Genomic DNA, 16,407 nt, shown 5'->3' with positions numbered 1-16,407 from the left:
GAATACGACAGGTCAGCCACAGATATAGTGGCTGACACTGCGCATTCGCGAGCAAGCCCGCTCCCACATTGGTTTGGCGGTGTCCTGACAATCACCCGCAAGAATGTTAGCTTGCTTGGCATTCTTCCGTAGTCGATGAGCCCGCCTGCAATGAAAAAGACTGTCCTCGCCTTCAGCCGTGTCACCCCGCAAATGATCGAACGCCTGCAACAGGATTTCGAGGTGATCGCGCCCAACCCCAAGCTGGGCGACATCAACGCTCAATTCAATGAAGCCCTGCCCCACGCCCACGGCCTGATCGGCGTGGGCCGCAAGCTGGGACGCGAGCAATTGCAGGGCGCGAGCAAGCTGGAGGTGGTGTCCAGCGTCTCGGTGGGCTACGACAACTATGACGTGCCGTACTTCAACGAGCGCGGGATCATGCTCACCAACACCCCTGACGTACTCACCGAAAGCACCGCCGACCTGGCCTTCGCCCTGCTGATGAGCAGCGCGCGCCGGGTCGCCGAGCTGGACGCCTGGACCAAGGCCGGCGAGTGGAAAGCCAGTGTCGGCGCGCCGTTGTTCGGCTGCGATGTGCATGGCAAGACCCTGGGCATCGTCGGCATGGGCAACATCGGCGCAGCCGTGGCCCGTCGCGGGCACTTGGGCTTCAACATGCCGATCCTGTACAGCGGCAACAGCCGCAAGCCGGCGCTGGAGCAGGCGCTGGGCGCGCAATTTCGCAGCCTGGACGAGCTGCTGGCCGAGGCGGACTTCGTGTGCCTGGTGGTGCCATTGAGCGACAAGACCCGCCACCTGATCAGCACCCGTGAGCTGGGGCTGATGAAATCCAGCGCGATCCTGATCAATATTTCCCGTGGCCCGGTGGTCGACGAACCGGCGCTGATCGAAGCCCTGCAAACCCAGCGCATCCGCGGCGCCGGGCTGGATGTGTACGAGCAGGAGCCGCTGGCCGCGTCGCCGCTGTTCCAACTGAGCAACGCCGTGACCCTGCCGCACATCGGCTCGGCCACCCATGAAACCCGCGAAGCCATGGCCAATCGCGCCCTCGACAACCTGCGCAGCGCCCTGCTCGGCCAGCGTCCCCAGGACCTGGTGAACCCGCAGGTCTGGAAAGGCTGACTCATCCCCCCGGTGAAATGGGGACTTGTGTAGGAGCCAGCTTGTGTAAGAGCTGGCTTGTGTGGGAGCTGGCTTGCCTGCGATAGCATCACCCCGGTTCCACAGAAAGACCGAAGCGCTGCTATCGCAGGCAAGCCAGCTCCTACAGACCCATCCCGACACAAAATCCGGTTAAAGCCTGGCCTCCCCAAGTCGATAACTCTCTATAGATCGTCATCCCTGATCCACAGAAGGTTTTTATGTCCACCACCAAAGCCCGCGCAGACTCTCTCTCGCTTCTGCTCTTTACCTTGCGCAGCGGCAAGCTGATGGCGATCAACCTGCTGAAAGTCAGTGAAATCATCCCCTGCCCGCCGCTGACCAAGCTGCCGGAGTCGCATCCCCACGTCAAAGGCATCGCCACCCTGCGCGGCAACTCGCTGGCGGTCATCGACCTGAGCCGTGCCCTGGGTGAAATGCCCCTGCAGGACCCGGACGGTGGCTGCCTGATCGTCACCGATGTAAGCCGATCCAAGCAGGGCCTGCATGTGCAGGCGGTGAGCAAGATCGTGCACTGCCTGACCACCGACATCCGCCCGCCGCCCTACGGCTCCGGCGGTAACCGCGCGTTCATCACCGGGGTCACCCAGGTCGAAGGCGGCCTCGTGCAGGTGCTGGACATCGAAAAAGTCATCCACGGCATCGCGCCGGCCCCGATTGAAGCGGCGCCCACCGACCTGACCATGGAAGAAGCCGAAGTACTCGGCAACGCGCGCATCCTGGTGGTCGACGACAGCCAGGTGGCCCTGCAGCAATCCGTACACACCCTGCGCAACCTCGGCCTCACCTGCCACACCGCGCGCAGTGCCAAGGAAGCCATCGATGTGCTGCTGGAGCTGCAAGGCACGGTCGAGCAGATCAACGTGGTGGTGTCCGACATCGAGATGTCGGAAATGGACGGCTACGCCCTCACCCGCACCCTGCGCGAAACCCCGGATTTCAAAGACCTCTATGTGCTGCTGCACACCTCGCTCGACAGCGCGATGAACAGCGAAAAAGCGCGCCTGGCCGGTGCCGACGCGGTACTGACCAAATTTTCGTCGCCCGAGCTGACCAAGTGCCTGGTGGTGGCGGCCCAGACCGTGGCGCAAAAAGGCCTGTAACGCGTGAGCACGTATTACCAGTTGCTGCGTCGCGACCTCACCGGCAGCCTGCCGGCCCCGCAGTGGCCGGCGGGTACGCAGCTGGACCACTACCGCGATGAGCTGGCCCCGGCGATTCATGCGGTATTGCGCATGACCCAGGAACAAGGCGGCGGCCGCGTGCCCCCGCTGGAAACCTGGCAGCAGCAGTTCATCACCGATGCCGAATTCGACCCCACGCTGTGCCTGGTGGCCAGCAACGCAGAAGGCATTCTCGGCGTGGCCCAGTGCTGGACCAGCGCCTTTATCAAGAACCTTTCCATACACCCTTGCGCCCAGGGCCAGGGGCTGGGCCGCGCCTTGTTGCTGCAGGCCTTCCAGGTGTTCAAGCAACGCGGCGAACCCTGCGTCGACCTCAAGGTGCTGGAGAGCAACCAGCGCGCCCGAGAGTTGTACGCAAGCGCAGGCATGTTCTTTGTACTGCGCGATGCAGTCGCCGAGGACTGACAGGCACTGGCGCATAACTTGCTTCCAGAGACACCGAACAGTGCATAGAGGTCAAAACCCGTCACCGTTCACGCGTGCCCTCTGACCTTGCCTGGTGACAGATCCGCCCATGAACACCCATTTTTCCTGCGTTGGCTGCGGCAAATGCTGCACCGACCATCACGTCCCCCTGACCCTCGCCGAAGCCCGTATGTGGGCGGCGGACGGCGGCAACGTTATCGTTCTGGTAGAGGGTTTCCTGGGCAATGGCCTGGGCTTGCCACAGCAGCAACGCGAACATGCCGAGCGGCGTTCAGTGGTGGTGCCCAGCGGCAACACCGAGGCGTTTGTAGCCATCACCTTTGCCGCCTATAACGCCGGCCGCTGCCGGAATCTTGACGAAGACAACCTGTGCCGCATCTATGAACGCCGTCCGTTGGTGTGCCGGATCTATCCGATGGAGATCAACCCGCATATCCCACTGAACCCCGCCGCCAAGGACTGCCCGCCGCAATCCTGGGAACAGGGCCCGGCGCTGATCGTCGGCGGCGAGCTGGCCGACCCGGCGCTGGCGGACCTGATCCTGCGCTCGCGCCAGGCCGACCGTGACGATGTGCAGACCAAGGAGGCGGTATGCGCCTTGCTGGGTATTCGCACCACGGCGCTCAAGGGGGATGGCTTCACCGCCTACCTGCCGGACATGAACGCGTTTGCCCAGGCGATCGAGCTGGCGGTGGATCAGCCATCCGTGGCCAACGAGTGGGTGTTCCATGTGTCCGGCATGGACATCGCCGAGCAACTGCTGGATGCCGGCGCACAGATTGCGACTGAAGTGCCGGCCAACTACGCGTTTATTCCGTTGCGCGCAGCGTAGGGCTTGCGGGCCTCTTCGCGGGCAAGCCCGCTCCCACAGGTGACTGCATTCCGACGGGGGCACCCGGTTAGCGCCGTCCACTCCAGAACTCCCGCGCCAACTGGCGCAAATCCTCCGCCAGGGCCGCCACGTCACCGGAGCTGAGCTGGCTCTGCTGGCCGGCGCTGACCGTGGCTTCACCGGCATCGCGGATGCCGAGGATATTGCGGTTGATGTCCTCGCTCACCGCGCTCTGCTCTTCCACGGCGGTCGCGATCTGCTGGCTCATGGCGGTGATCTGCATGACCCGCTGGCTGATGCCATCCAGCGCAGCCGCCGCGCGTTGCGCCTGCTCGACGCTGGCGTGCACATGTTCGCTGCTCTGCGCCATGGCCTGCACCGCGTCGCGCGCGCCGCCCTGCAGGGTGCTGATCATGCGCTGGATTTCATCGGTCGATTGCTGCGTGCGCTGGGCCAGGCCACGCACTTCGTCGGCCACCACGGCAAAACCACGGCCCTGCTCACCGGCCCGCGCGGCTTCGATGGCCGCATTCAGGGCCAGCAGGTTGGTCTGCTCGGCAATCGTGCGGATCACCTCCAGCACGCCGCTGATTTCGCCGCTGTGGCTTTCCAGTTGGTGGATGACGTCTGTGGCCCGTGCCAACTCCTGGGACAAGCGCATCACCGCGTCACGGCTTTCATCCACGCGTTGATGGCCTTCAAGGGTTTCGTTGCCAGCCTGGTCCGCCGCCCTGGACGCCTGCTGGGCATGGCTGGCCATTTGCGCCACGCTGGCGGCCATCTGGTGAATGGCCGTCGCTATCTGATCGGTCTGGGTCTGTTGGCCCTGCGTGCTGGCCTGGCTGCTGTCCAGATGCCGCACCAGTTGCGCCGCGTGCCCCGCCAGGCGCTGGGAGGCATCGCCGATGCGCCCGACCACCGCGCCCACTTGGGCTTCGAGCATCTGCAGGGCAAACTCGATCTGCCCGCATTCATCGCGGCGCCCGGTGTAGATCGCCTGGCTCAGGGGGTTATCGGCAATCTGGCGGGCGCGCTGGCTCAACTGGGCCAGGGGCCGCACGATCAGTCTCACCCCGGCCGCGCCGACTGCACATCCCGCCACCAGGCCCAGCAGTTGCCAGACTGGCGCGTACGCCGCCAGGCCTACGCCGAGCACCCACGCCACGGCGCAGCTGACAGCCGCCCATCCCGACAGCTTCAGTTGGAGACCAACCGCCGGCCACGCGCGCCCCTTGCCCGCCCGCAGTCGCGCATACGCCCGTTCTGCCGCCGCCACCCTGGACGCATCCGGCTTGGTGCGCACCGATTGGTACTCCACCGTCGCCCCGTCGCGGGTCACCGGCGTCGCATACGCGCTGACCCAATAATGGTCGCCATTCTTGCAGCGGTTCTTCACCATGCCCATCCACGACCGGCCGCGTTTCAAGGTCTGCCACATATGGGCAAAGGCCTCGGACGGCATGTCAGGATGGCGCAGGACGTTGTGGGCCATTCCCAGCAACTCGTCACGGTGGTAGCCGCTGATGTCGATGAAATCCTGGTTGGCGTAGGTAATCGCGCTGGTCAGGTCAGTGGTCGAGAGGATGTTGGCGTCGGGGGCAAAGTCCACATTCCGACCGGTGACCGGCAGATTGATCTTCATGGAGAAGCGCGCTCGTGATTATTGGAGGAGTCGGCAGGGCGTCGACTCTAAGCGCACCCATGGGGCAAATACTGATCCAGCTCATGTTCTGCGCAATTAATTAGCCATCACGGAGTTTCCAGGCGGTAGGGCGCGAGGATTCGCCGGTATTCACCGTTTTGCATCAACTCTTCGAGGGCGCGATTGAGGTCATTGAGCAACGCCGTATCGGTCTTGCGCACCGCAATCGCCACGCCGTCGCCCAACAGCGCGGCCGAGACAGGCGGGCCGAGGAAGTCGAAGTCCTGGCCATCATCGGTGTCGAGCAGGGCCTGGCGGATTTCCACGGTGCCCTGCAGGGTCGCATCGATATCACCGGCCACCAGGCTGCGCACCAGTTCATCATTGAGCCAGAAGCTCTTGATGATCACGCCCCTGGGCGCCCACTTCGAGCGCACAAAGGCTTCACGATTGCTGCCGAGCAAAACGCCGACGCGCTTGCCCTTGAGCGACTTGACGTGCGGCAGCAGGCCAGAGGTCCGGCGGGCGACCAGCCGTGTCGTGAAGGGATAGAGGGTGTCGGTGAAGCCCGCCCGACGGCGGCGCAGCGAAGTCGGTGCCATGCCCATGATTGCATCGAATTGCCGGGCCTCAAGGGCAGGAAAGTCTTCGACGACCACCTGGTCGACCCAGGTACAGCGCACATTCAGTTGCTGGCAGAGGGCATTGCCCAGGTCGATATTCAGGCCGACCAACTGACCTTGCGCATCACGGCTCTGGAAGGGGGGGAATTGCGCGGCAACCGCGAAGCGGATTTCCTGCCGAGGGGGATCATCAGCGGCGACGGCTTCAGCCGCGCACAACAGGACAAGCATTACACATATGTGTATCAGGGCCACGGGAAGCGTCCTTTTCCGGAAAGACCAGCCTCGACACACTCCGTCCCGGGAAATACCGACGGGGCGGAGCAGAGGCTGTGGAAGCTTTCAAGAAATGGTTGCTGCCCCACAAGCAGAAACATCCGCGAAAGCTGTAGGCAGCTTCCGCCAAATGTTGCAGCTAGTTAATCTTAACGTTTACCCATGGAGCGACGCGTTCCCGGCGGGGCCATGCCTGGGGACTTGGTGTGGCCGTTCTTGGCGCCGTTCTTGTACCAGGGCTGGGCGGCTTGCTTGGCCCCGGCCAGTTCACCCGGCTTGAACGGAAACTTGAACGCCGGGATCTCGGCTTTTTCAACGCCTTCGGCGCTGGCCGGATCGACCAGGTCGGTCGCTTCAACAGGGGGTTGTGTCGGGGAAGTCATGGAAGCTCCGGAACGTGCAAAAAATGACGCGAGGCCGGCTTGCGGGCCTCGCTGGCGCGCAGTATACCTGCCCGCCTCGGATCTTTAACCACCGCCTGTACGAATGGTCTGCGCTTACTGACAGCGCTGTCAGTTAGCAGTCACCTTGCTGACCGGGTTCGCAGGCTATAAAGGCCCTTAGTCTCCCACTCCTTTGCCCTGGCGCCTCACCTCCATGCAAATACAACGAAAAACCGCCCTGATCGTGGGTGTCCTCGTAGTGCTGGCCGTTGCCGCCTGGGCCCTGACGCGCCCAGCCAAGACCAAACTGGCAGCGCCGACTGCGATTCCGGTACGGGTGGTGAGCGTGGTGCAGCAGGATATTCCACGGTTTGTCAGCGGGATTGGCTCGGTGTTGTCGTTGCACAGTGTGGTGATCCGCCCGCAAGTGGACGGCATTCTCACCAAATTGCTGGTCAAGGAAGGCCAACTGGTCAAGGCTGGGGACTTGCTTGCAACCATCGATGACCGCTCGATCCGCGCCAGCCTGGAGCAAGCCAAGGCACAGCTGGGCGAGAGCCAGGCGCAGTTGCAAGTGGCGCAGGTCAACCTCAAGCGCTACAAGGAGTTGAGCGTCGACGACGGCGTCTCCAAGCAAACCTATGATCAGCAGCAAGCACTGGTCAACCAGCTCAAGGCCACCGCCCAAGGCAACCAGGCCGCCATCGATTCGGCCCAGGTACAGCTCTCCTACACCCAGATTCGCTCGCCAGTCACTGGCCGCGTGGGTATTCGTACCGTGGACGAAGGCAACTTCCTGCGCATGAGCGACACCCAGGGCCTGTTCACAGTGACCCAGATCGACCCGATTGCCGTCGAGTTCTCCCTGCCGCAACAAATGCTGCCGACCCTTCAAGGCTTGATCGCGGCACCGACCAGGGCCAGCGTCGACGCCTACATGGGCGCCGACACCGACGGCCAGACCGGCGACCTGCTGGGTGAAGGCCACTTGAGCCTGATCGACAACCAGATCAGCTCGACCACCGGCACCCTGCGTGCCAAGGCCGAGTTCAACAACGCCTCGCAGCGCCTGTGGCCGGGGCAACTGGTCACGATCAAGATCCAGACCGCCCTCGACAAAAACGCCCTGGTGGTACCGCCGACGGTGGTGCAACGCGGCCTGGATTCGCACTTCGTGTACCGGATCAACGGGGACAAGGTCGACGTGGTGCCGGTGCAGGTGACGTACCAGGACAGCGACGTGAACATCATCAAGGGGGTGCAGGCCGGCGATGTACTGGTCAGTGACGGCCAGTCGCGGCTCAAGGCCGGCGCCCAGGTGGAGGTGCTCAAGGAGCCACCGCAAGTGATCCAGACCGTCGACGCCAAGGTGCAGCCATGAGTGGCAGCCGTTCGCCGTCGGCCTGGTGCGTCGACCACCCGGTCGCCACCCTGCTGCTGACCTTCGCCCTGGTGCTGCTCGGGATGATTGCCTTCCCGCGCCTGGCCATCGCCCCACTGCCGGAAGCGGAATTTCCGACGATCCAGGTGACCGCCACCCTGCCTGGCGCCAGCCCGGACACCATGGCTTCATCCGTGGCCACGCCCCTGGAGGTGCAATTCAGTGCCATCCCCGGCATGACCCAGATGACCTCCAGCAGTGCCTTGGGCTCAAGCCTGCTGACCCTGCAATTCACCCTGAACAAGAGCATCGACACGGCTGCGCAGGAAGTCCAGGCGGCGATCAACACCGCGTCCGGCAAGTTGCCCAGCGACATGCCGAGCCTGCCGACCTGGAAGAAGGTCAACCCGGCGGACAGCCCGGTGCTGATCCTCAGCGTCAGCTCCAACAGCATGCCCAGCACCGAGCTGAGTGACTACGTGGAAACCCTGCTGGCCCGGCAGATCAGCCAGATCGATGGCGTCGGCCAGATCAACATCACCGGCCAGCAACGCCCGGCGATTCGTGTACAGGCCTCGCCGGACAAGCTCGCGGCCATCGGCCTGACCCTGGCCGATATCCGCCTGGCCATCCAGCAATCGAGCCTCAACCTGGCCAAGGGTGCGATCTACGGCGAGAACAGCGTGTCGACCCTGTCGACCAATGACCAGTTGTTCCACCCCAATGACTACGCGCAATTGATCGTGTCCTACAAGGACGGTGCACCGGTTCAGTTGCGCGATATCGCCAAAGTCATCAACGGTTCGGAAAACGCCTACGTGCAGGCCTGGTCCGGCGATACCCCCGGCGTCAACCTGGTGATTTCGCGCCAACCCGGCGCCAATATTGTCGAGACCGTGGACCGCATCCAGTCCGAACTGCCGCGCCTGCAAGCCATGCTGCCGGCGTCGGTGCAGGTCAGTGTGCTGACCGACCGCACCAAGACCATTCGCGCGTCCCTGCATGAAGTCGAAGTGACCCTGCTGATTGCCATCCTGCTGGTGGTGGCGGTGATGGCGCTGTTCCTGCGCCAGTTGTCGGCGACGCTGATTGTGTCCAGCGTGCTCGGCGTGTCGCTGGTCGCCAGTTTTGCGTTGATGTACCTGATGGGCTTCAGCCTGAACAACCTGACCCTGGTGGCGATCGTGATCGCCGTGGGGTTTGTGGTGGACGATGCGATCGTGGTGGTGGAAAACATTCACCGCCACCTCGAAGCGGGGCTCGACAAGCGCGAGGCGGCGATCAAGGGCGCCGGCGAGATCGGCTTCACCGTGGTCTCCATCAGTTTCTCGCTGGTGGCCGCATTTATTCCGCTGCTGTTCATGGGCGGCGTGGTCGGGCGGCTGTTCAAGGAGTTTGCGCTGACGGCTACCTCGACCATCCTGATTTCGGTGGTGGTGTCGCTGACCCTGGCACCGACCCTGGCCGCGCTGTTCATGCGCGCGCCCACCCATCATGCCCACGACAAACCCGGTTTCAGCGAACGCCTGCTTGCGGGCTATGCACGCAACCTGCGCCGGGCCCTCGCGCACCAGCGCACCATGGCGGCGATTTTCATCGTGACCCTGGCCCTCGCCGTGGTCGGCTACGTGTTTATCCCCAAGGGTTTCTTCCCGGTACAAGACACCGGTTTTGTGCTCGGCACCAGCGAGGCGGCGGCGGACGTGTCTTACCCGGACATGGTCGCCAAGCACAAGGCCCTGGCCGAGATCGTCAAGGACGACCCGGCGGTGGAAGCGTTCTCCCATTCGGTGGGTGTGACCGGCAGCAACCAGACCATCGCCAACGGCCGCTTCTGGATTGCCCTGAAAGACCGCGGCGACCGCGATGTCTCCGCCAGCCAGTTCATCGACCGCATCCGGCCGAAACTGGCCAAGGTGCCGGGCATCGTGCTGTACCTGCGCGCCGGCCAGGACATCAACCTCAGTTCCGGTCCCAGCCGCGCCCAGTATCAGTACGTGCTCAAGAGCAACGACGGCCCGACGCTCAACACCTGGACCCAGCGCCTGACGGAAAAACTGCGCGCCAACCCGGCCTTTCGTGACCTCTCCAACGACCTGCAACTGGGCGGCAGCATTACCCACATCAGCATCGACCGTCAGGCCGCCGCACGTTTCGGCTTGACCGCCACCGACGTCGACCAGGCGCTGTATGACGCGTTCGGCCAGCGCCAGATCAACGAATTCCAGACCGAGATCAACCAGTACCAGGTGGTGCTGGAACTCGACACCAAGCAACGCGGCAAGGCCGAGAGCCTGAATTATTTCTACCTGCGCTCACCACTGACCAACGAGATGGTGCCGCTGTCGGCACTGGCCAAGGTCGACCCGCCGACCGTCGGGCCGTTGTCCATCAGCCATGACGGCATGTTCCCGGCCGCCAACCTGTCGTTCAACCTCGCGCCCGGCGTGGCGTTGGGCGACGCGGTGATCATGCTCAACCAGGCAAAGAATGAAATCGGCATGCCGACTACCATCATCGGCAACTTCCAGGGCGCGGCGCAGGCGTTCCAGAGTTCGCTGGCCAGCCAGCCGTGGCTGATTCTCGCGGCGCTGGTGGCGGTCTACATCATCCTCGGCGTGCTGTATGAAAGTTTTGTCCACCCACTGACGATCATTTCCACCCTGCCCTCGGCAGGCCTGGGTGCGCTGATCATGCTGTCGCTGATGGGTCAGGACTTTTCGATCATGGCGCTGATCGGCCTGGTGCTGTTGATCGGGATCGTGAAGAAAAACGGCATCCTGATGATCGACTTTGCCCTGGAGGCCCAGCGCGTCAGGGGCCTGTCGCCGGAGGATGCGATCTACGAAGCCTGTGTCACGCGGTTCCGGCCGATCATCATGACCACCCTCGCCGCCCTGCTCGGCGCGGTGCCGTTGATGCTCGGCGCAGGCCCAGGCGCGGAAATGCGCCAGCCGCTGGGCATTGCGGTGGTCGGCGGACTGCTGGTGAGCCAGGCGCTGACGTTGTTCACTACACCGGTCATATACTTGTACCTCGAGAAGTTTTTCCACCGGCCCAAACCAACGCCCGCGTTGGCGACCACACAATGAGGCTGAGGCCCCGCCCTGGAGCAAAAGGCTCATGCGCGTCCTGATTATTGAAGACGAAGAAAAAACCGCGGACTACCTGCACCGCGGCCTGACAGAACAAGGCTACACCGTCGATGTGGCCCGCGAAGGCGTCGAGGGGTTGCACCTGGCGCTGGAGAACGACTACGCGGTGATCGTGCTCGACGTGATGCTGCCCGGCCTCGACGGCTTTGGCGTGCTGCGTGCCTTGCGGGCGCGCAAGCAGACCCCGGTGATCATGCTCACCGCCCGTGAGCGCGTGGAAGATCGCATTCGCGGCCTGCGCGAAGGGGCCGATGATTACCTCGGCAAGCCGTTCTCGTTCCTCGAATTGGTGGCGCGCCTGCAGGCGTTGACCCGCCGCAGCGGCGGCCACGAACCGGTGCAGGTCACGGTCGCCGACCTGTGGATCGACCTGATCAGCCGCAAGGCCAGCCGCAACGGCCTGCGCCTGGACCTGACCGCCAAGGAGTTCTCGCTGCTCAGCGTACTCGCGCGGCGCCAGGGCGAAATCCTGTCCAAGACCGCCATCGCGGAGATGGTCTGGGACATCAATTTCGACAGCGACGCCAACGTGGTCGAAGTCGCGATCAAGCGCCTGCGCGCCAAGCTCGATGGGCCGTTCGACACCAAACTGCTGCACACCATTCGCGGCATGGGTTATGTGCTGGAGAACCGCAGTGTCGGCTAACTCCATCGCCCTGCGCCTGAGCGGCATGTTCACCCTGGTGGCGCTGCTGATCTTCCTGTTGATCGGCGGCGCGTTGTACCAGCAGGTCGACCGCGGCCTGGGCTTGTTGCCGGGGGCGGAGTTGGACGCGCGCTACAGCGTGCTCGAATCCTCGGTGAACCGCTTTGGCACGCCGGACCACTGGGTGAAGATCCAGGCCAAGCTCAAGCTGTTGGGCGAGGAAGACAAGCGCATCCGCTTCTGGGTGGTCAGCAGCGACCCGGCCTATGAATACGGCAACCCCGACGCGCAGATTCGCGCCTTTGCCGCCGGGCCAACGGGCAAGCGCGACCTGCGCCTGCCGGGGCGTGAATACCCGTTCAAGGTGTTGGTCAGCCAATTTGCGGCCAAGGATCAGCGCCCGCCGCTGCGCTTCATGATCGCCATAGATACAGAGAACTTTCGGGCTACCCAGCACCAGTTGCTGATGGCCCTGATCGGCCTCGCATTCGTCGGGGTGGTGATGGCTTCGCTGCTGGGCTTCTGGGTCTCGCGTATCGGCCTCAAGCCGCTGATCACGCTGTCGGATGAGGCACAGAAACTCGCGCCGCCGAAACTTTCCGGGCGCCTGCAGCTGTCGCCGCTGCCGCCGGAACTGAGCCAGTTCGTCAACTCGTTCAACTCAACGCTCGACCGAGTGGAGCAGGCCTACTCACGCCTGGAGTCGTTCAACGCCGACGTGGCCCATGAACTGCGCTCACCGCTGACCAACCTGATCGGCCAGACCCAGGTCGCCCTGACGCGCGGGCGTTCGGCCGAGCATTATTTCGAAGTGCTGCAATCCAACCTCGAAGAACTCGAGCGCCTGCGTTCGATCATCAACGACATGCTGTTCCTCGCCAGCGCCGACCAGGGCAGCAAGGCCACTAAGCTGATCGAAAGCTCCCTGGCCGACGAAGTGGCGACCACCCTCGACTACCTGGACTTCATCCTCGAAGACGCCCAGGTCCAGGTGCGCGTGCGCGGCGACGCCCTGGTGCAGATCGAAAAAGCCCACCTGCGCCGCGCGCTGATCAACCTGCTGAGCAATGCGGTGCAACACACGGCGCCGGGGCAGGTTATCGAGGTGAGCATCGAGGTGCAGGGGCATCAGGTGGCGATCGGGGTGACCAACCCTGGCGATGAGATTGCCAGCGAACACCTGCCCCGGCTGTTCGAACGCTTTTATCGGGTGGATGCGTCACGCAGCAACAGTGGGGCGAATCATGGGTTGGGGTTGGCCATCGTCAAGGCCATCGCGTTGATGCACGGCGGCGATGTGTTTGTGCGCAGTGCCGGCGGCGGCAATACCTTTGGCATTACCCTGCCCGTCTGACGGCCGAACTGTTGCGATTTGGGCAACAGTCATTATCTTGTTACACTCTGTATCCCACCGCTCACCTGCGTTAATTTGACGCATCGATGAGCGCGACGGCATAGACAGCTGACCCGCTTACCCGAATTTCCCTCGACTTATTTCCAGGGCTCTACACTGGGAATCTGTCTTAAAGCCGCTGACTTCAGCGGCTTTTTTTTGCGGTAAAAAAAGGCCAGGCACACCCCCACGACATTGGCCGTTTTCGATTGACCAAAGGAGCTCCACCGGTGAAGAACTCGCTGACGTTCACCCCGTTATTCCTCGCGATTGCAGCAACGATCGTCCCCCTTGCCCACGCGGCAGACACCACCCCCACCGACGGTTTCGTCGAAGGCTCGCACCTCAACATCAACACCCGCAACTACTACATGAACCGCGACCGTCGCGATATCCACACCGATGACAGCAAGGAATGGGGCCAGGGTTTTATCGGCACCTTCGAATCCGGCTACACCCAGGGCACCGTCGGCTTCGGCCTGGACGCCCACGCCATGCTCGGCCTCAAGCTCGACGGCGGAGGCGGCACCGATGGCTCCAGCATCCTTCCGTACGGCAGTGGCAACGGCAAGGCGCCGGGCTCGTTCTCCACCGCAGGTGGCACCCTGAAAATGCGCGCCTTCGATACCGAGTTGAAGGCCGGCGACCTGTTCCTGAACAACCCGGTGATCGCCGGCGGCATGACCCGCATGCTGCCGCAGACCTTCCGTGGCGTGAGCCTGACCAACCACAGCGTCGACGGCTGGATGTTCGAGGGCGGCCAGGCCAGCTTTACCAAGCTCTACAACCAGAGCGGCCACCGGCGCATTGGCACCAGCTATGGTGCGCTGCCCAACAACACGGACAGCCAGCACATGAATTGGGCCGGCGTGTCGTTCAGCGGCATCGACGGGCTGACCAGCAACCTCTACGCCTCCGAACTCAAGGACGTGTGGCACCAGTACTACTACGACCTCGACTACACCTATGTGGTCAACGAAATGGTCAGCCTCAACCCCGGCCTGCACTACTACCACACCCAGGACACCGGGCAGGCGCTGCTGGGCAATATCGACAACAACACCTACAGCCTGCACTTCACCGTCGACGTCGGCCATCACAGCGTCACTGCCGCGTACCAGCGGGTCAACGGCAATACCCCGTTCGACTACATTGCCCAGGGCGACAGCGTGTACCTGGACAACTCCCAGCAATACTCCGACTTCAACGGCCCCAATGAGCGTTCGTGGAAACTCAAGTACGCCTATAACTTCGGCGGCCTGGGCCTGCCCGGCCTGACCTCGGCCGTGTCCTACATCAGCGGCAAGACCGACCTCACCACAGTCGACCCGCAAAGCCGTGGCTACAGCGCCGACGGCAAGGACGCCAAGCACTGGGAACGCGATATCGACCTCAAATACGTCGTGCAGGGCGGCAAGGCCAAAGACCTGGCGGTGCGCCTGCAGTGGGCGGTCAATCGCGGCAGCAACGGCTACTCGGCGGTGGACCGCGATGTGGATGAATACCGCGTGATCATCGACTACCCGATCAACGTGTTCTGACACGCACCCTGTCGCCCAGGCAGAACCAGGATGGGCGCGGATTCGCTCGCAAATGCGGTGGAGCAGCCAACCCAGCCGTTACTGACGCATCGCATTGGCGAGCAAGTCCCCTCGCACCGTTTTGCCGGGCGCCATATTCCAGAGTTGCTACTACGCTATTGGCATCCTCGAAGCAGAAGTACGCCCGATGAGCCCAAGCCTCGCCCGCCCTACCCGCCGCCCGGAACGCTTGCTGATACTGGGCAGCACTCTCACGGTCCTGATGATCGTCGCGGTCGTCACTGCGTTATTGATTCGTGAACACGCCAATACCTTGCAGAGCGCCAAACGCACGGCCAACAACATCACACAGCTGATCGACGCCGATGTGTTGCGCAACGTCGAACTCTACGACATGTCCATCAAGGGCCTGATCACCGCCACTGAACGCAATGACTTGCTGGACGTTTCCGCGAGCATCCGGCACCTGGTGCTGTTCGACCGCTCCGCCGCCGCACCCTACAAGGGCGATATCCTGCTCCTCGACCCCGAGGGCGAGGTGCTTGCCGACTCCTCGTTGCTGACCCCCAAGACCGGCAACTTCGCCGATCGTGACTATTTCCAGGTACACCGCAACAACCCGGATGTGGGCCTGTATATCAGTCGTCCGTTCCTGGCCCGCTGCGTGTGCGACGACCAGTGGCGCATTGCATTCAGTCGGCGCGTTTCGTCGGCAGACGGGCGCTTCCTCGGCGTAGCAGTGGCCTCCATGCGCCTGTCGTACTTTCACCAACTGTTCAGCAGCCTGAATATCGGCAGTGACAGCACCATCAACCTGATCAATCACCAGGGCATCCTGCTGGCGCAGGAACCCATGCTGGAACTGGATATGGTGGGCAAGGACCTGAGCCAACGCCCGAACGTGGCGCGCATGCTGCGCGAGCGCGATGGCAGTTTCAGCAGCATCTCCAGCGTCGATAACCAGCCGCGGCTGTACAGTTTTTCGACTGTGGGCAACTTGCCGCTGATCGTCGTGGTGGCGCTGTCCAGTGACGAGATTTTCGCTCCCTGGCGCCGCGCGGCCTGGCTGGTCAGCATCGCGACGGGCATTCTGTGCATGGGCCTGCTGTGGCTGACCTGGATGCTCTGCAGTGAACTGCGCCGCCGCCATCACGCCGAGCAGGTGCTGTCAGAACTGGCAGCCACCGACCCGCTCACCGGCCTGGCCAACCGTCGCATTCTCGACCAGCGCCTGCGCCTGGAATGGGATCGCGCCCAACGCTCGACGGAGCCGTTGACGCTGCTGATGATTGATGTGGACCACTTCAAGGCCTTCAATGACCGCCATGGCCATCACGGCGGCGACGCGGCATTGCGCACGGTCGCCCAGGTGATCGGCGACAACATCCGCCGCCCGGCCGACCTTGCCGCGCGGTATGGCGGCGAAGAGTTCGCGGTAATCCTGCCCCATACCGATGCCAAGGGCGCCTGGGTCATCGCCGAGCATATCCGCAGCAGCGTCGAACATTTGCCCCGGGTGAACGGTGCCGACCGGCCGATTACGGTGAGCATCGGCATGAGCACCTGGGACAAACGCAGCCGTATGACTCTTGAGGCGTTGCTGCTCAAGGCTGACCAGGCGTTGTATGAGGCCAAGCACAGCGGGCGCAACCGGATCGTGGATGCTGGACAGATCTAGGGGGGGAGCAGGTTTGCTGGGATGATGGGCGCTTGCTTACTCCCACTGCAAACCCATCAAGCATAAAAAAAGGCCACCCGAAG

Annotated in this window: 13 protein-coding genes; 10 read left to right on the top strand and 3 right to left on the bottom strand. The window is 63.2% G+C overall.

Annotated elements, in window-relative coordinates:
* The first annotated feature begins 150 nt into the window (after positions 1 to 150).
* The 4 genes from QMX97_RS15500 (at position 151) to QMX97_RS15485 (ending at position 3,606) form a co-directional block, all read left to right on the top strand.
* A complete protein-coding gene (locus tag QMX97_RS15500) occupies positions 151 to 1,125 on the top strand; it encodes a D-glycerate dehydrogenase (protein ID WP_106805116.1) in 975 nt (324 codons plus the stop codon).
* Positions 1,126 to 1,364: 239 nt separating this feature from the next.
* Positions 1,365 to 2,267 (top strand): chemotaxis protein, encoded by a 903-nt coding sequence (locus tag QMX97_RS15495; protein WP_106805117.1) that lies wholly within the window; start codon positions 1,365 to 1,367, stop codon positions 2,265 to 2,267.
* A gap of 3 nt (positions 2,268 to 2,270) precedes the next feature.
* Positions 2,271 to 2,753, top strand: coding sequence for a GNAT family N-acetyltransferase (locus tag QMX97_RS15490; RefSeq protein WP_120447652.1), 483 nt, complete (start codon positions 2,271 to 2,273; stop codon positions 2,751 to 2,753).
* 109 nt (positions 2,754 to 2,862) lie between these two features.
* Positions 2,863 to 3,606: a YkgJ family cysteine cluster protein gene (locus QMX97_RS15485; protein WP_120447651.1), complete on the top strand. Its 744-nt coding sequence runs from the start codon at positions 2,863 to 2,865 to the stop codon at positions 3,604 to 3,606.
* Between the two features lie 67 nt (positions 3,607 to 3,673).
* On the opposite strand, the gene QMX97_RS15480 is transcribed toward QMX97_RS15485, so the two are convergent.
* The 3 genes from QMX97_RS15480 to QMX97_RS15470 form a co-directional block, all read right to left on the bottom strand.
* Positions 3,674 to 5,248 (bottom strand): PAS domain-containing methyl-accepting chemotaxis protein, encoded by a 1,575-nt coding sequence (locus QMX97_RS15480; protein WP_282397188.1) that lies wholly within the window; start codon positions 5,246 to 5,248, stop codon positions 3,674 to 3,676.
* A 107-nt stretch (positions 5,249 to 5,355) separates the two neighbouring features.
* Positions 5,356 to 6,126: a transporter substrate-binding domain-containing protein gene (locus QMX97_RS15475; RefSeq protein WP_120447649.1), complete on the bottom strand. Its 771-nt coding sequence runs from the start codon at positions 6,124 to 6,126 to the stop codon at positions 5,356 to 5,358.
* A 170-nt stretch (positions 6,127 to 6,296) separates the two neighbouring features.
* Positions 6,297 to 6,530 carry a hypothetical protein gene (locus QMX97_RS15470; RefSeq protein ID WP_065900852.1) on the bottom strand — a complete coding sequence of 78 codons (234 nt, stop codon included), beginning with the start codon at positions 6,528 to 6,530 and terminating at the stop codon, positions 6,297 to 6,299.
* A 214-nt stretch (positions 6,531 to 6,744) separates the two neighbouring features.
* On the opposite strand from QMX97_RS15470, the gene QMX97_RS15465 reads away from it, so the two are divergent.
* The 6 genes from QMX97_RS15465 to QMX97_RS15440 all read left to right on the top strand — a co-directional run bounded on the left by QMX97_RS15465 (position 6,745) and on the right by QMX97_RS15440 (position 16,324).
* Positions 6,745 to 7,911, top strand: coding sequence for an efflux RND transporter periplasmic adaptor subunit (locus tag QMX97_RS15465; RefSeq protein ID WP_282397187.1), 1,167 nt, complete (start codon positions 6,745 to 6,747; stop codon positions 7,909 to 7,911).
* Complete coding sequence (locus QMX97_RS15460) at positions 7,908 to 11,003, top strand: multidrug efflux RND transporter permease subunit (RefSeq protein WP_120447647.1); 3,096 nt, start codon at positions 7,908 to 7,910, stop codon at positions 11,001 to 11,003. The genes QMX97_RS15465 and QMX97_RS15460 overlap by 4 nt, the downstream gene beginning before the upstream one ends.
* Before the next feature lie 31 nt (positions 11,004 to 11,034).
* A complete protein-coding gene (locus tag QMX97_RS15455; RefSeq protein WP_065900845.1) occupies positions 11,035 to 11,712 on the top strand; it encodes a heavy metal response regulator transcription factor in 678 nt (225 codons plus the stop codon).
* Positions 11,702 to 13,066: a heavy metal sensor histidine kinase gene (locus tag QMX97_RS15450; protein WP_065900842.1), complete on the top strand. Its 1,365-nt coding sequence runs from the start codon at positions 11,702 to 11,704 to the stop codon at positions 13,064 to 13,066. The genes QMX97_RS15455 and QMX97_RS15450 overlap by 11 nt, the downstream gene beginning before the upstream one ends.
* A gap of 269 nt (positions 13,067 to 13,335) precedes the next feature.
* Positions 13,336 to 14,646 carry an OprD family porin gene (locus QMX97_RS15445; RefSeq protein WP_282397186.1) on the top strand — a complete coding sequence of 437 codons (1,311 nt, stop codon included), beginning with the start codon at positions 13,336 to 13,338 and terminating at the stop codon, positions 14,644 to 14,646.
* 187 nt (positions 14,647 to 14,833) lie between these two features.
* On the top strand, positions 14,834 to 16,324 hold the full coding sequence (locus tag QMX97_RS15440) for a diguanylate cyclase (RefSeq protein ID WP_201143549.1): 1,491 nt from the start codon (positions 14,834 to 14,836) through the stop codon (positions 16,322 to 16,324).
* Positions 16,325 to 16,407: the final 83 nt, after the last annotated feature.

The organism is Pseudomonas sp. PS01298, from assembly GCF_029959745.1.
Taxonomy (GTDB): Bacteria; Pseudomonadota; Gammaproteobacteria; order Pseudomonadales; family Pseudomonadaceae; genus Aquipseudomonas; species Aquipseudomonas aylmerensis.
This window is presented reverse-complemented; position numbering and strand designations above follow the sequence as displayed.